This is a genomic window from Escherichia sp. E4736, from assembly GCF_005781225.1.
GTDB lineage: Bacteria > Pseudomonadota > Gammaproteobacteria > Enterobacterales > Enterobacteriaceae > Escherichia.
Window position 1 is genome coordinate 1 of record NZ_VATT01000079.1, and the last position, 1,310, is coordinate 1,310.

Consider the following 1,310-nt stretch of genomic DNA (forward strand, 5'->3'; position numbering starts at 1 on the left):
ACCGGAATGTGGTCACTCCACTATAGAGCTAAAAACACCCGAAACGAGCGAAATTTATACTAACTACCAGGCGCTATACCTTTCCCTTATACACTATATGGTACATACACCCATTCTCAGACCTACTTTTAGAAGTTCAATTCCACTATGAACATCCATTTTTTTCATCAGATTTAAGCGGTGTGTTTCAACAGTTTTATTACTGACGTCCAAAATTTTTGCGATATGTTTATTTGTTTGCCCATCTGCAATAAGTTGCAGAATTTGTCTTTCACGCATAGTCAGAAAATTACAAGGGACGGGTTTTCTTGTGACGGGCGATGTCTGAAGCAAACCATCATCGAAATAATGAGTATTATTATAAATATTTTCAATCGCGTGGTTTAAATTTTCAGGAGGACTGGTCTTCCAGACAACCCCCATAGCACCGGCATCAATGAATTTGTTTGCATCTATATATGGTTTTTTTTCCATATATGATATTAATTTTGATTTTATTCTCATAGAGTGTATCCAGCGTATAAGTTCAATGCCCCCCAGACCGTCAGAGAACTCACCAAGAATCAATACATCTGGCTGATATTGTGAACAATACTCAGCTGCACTCAGAGCATCAGTGAAGGTAGATGATACTTCATAAATAGATGGATACTTTGATAAGAATGTTACTATTCCCTTTAACATCAGTGGATATTTATCAGCTACCACCACACTAATTTTCTTCATTGTCTTCTTCCTTTTCCGGCAAATCCCTGGATCACCTTATAAATTTTAGGTGATTAACCCTATTGATTGTAAATAGGACTAGTTATATAGTCATGATGGAAATATGATTTATAGTTCATAACTACTTTTATATTTTTCTGATAATTTATTAATGACTAACTATATGCTTAATGTAATAAGCTCTGTTTTTATTTTTATAAATATATGATCTCAATTTTTGTTGTTGTTATTCGTTCAATGCTATTGAGTTATTTTTTATGATGTTTATTTGTTGTTTAATACCTTCCAATTGTGACTTTTCTTCACACAGTTTTATCATCCAGTAACCTTTCTTGCTCATTCGTCTGTACAGATTATGCTGCTTCAGCAGCGCCTGATAGTCAGTTGAACCGTATTGGCTACCACATCAGTGTACTGTGACGTTTTGAGGCCTCTCACGTCTCTACAGCGCTATTTACAGGGTATTACAGGACGTCTTCCCGTCGTACGAGATGATGCGTACCGGTAGTAATCGTATGTGGCCTCAGGTTGATGATGATTGCCTGGCACACTTTACCTTCAGATTGATCTTGACCCGCTATCTC

1 protein-coding gene and 1 pseudogene are annotated in these 1,310 nt (G+C 36.5%); both read right to left on the bottom strand.

Annotated elements, in window-relative coordinates; genetic code table 11:
* Positions 1–93 precede the first annotated feature (93 nt).
* Positions 94–726: a response regulator transcription factor gene (locus FEK46_RS23335; protein ID WP_130209557.1), complete on the bottom strand. Its 633-nt coding sequence runs from the start codon at positions 724–726 to the stop codon at positions 94–96.
* A gap of 325 nt (positions 727–1,051) precedes the next feature.
* A pseudogene (locus tag FEK46_RS23880) lies at positions 1,052–1,204 on the bottom strand (IS3 family transposase); the annotation flags it as partial.
* Positions 1,205–1,310: the final 106 nt, after the last annotated feature.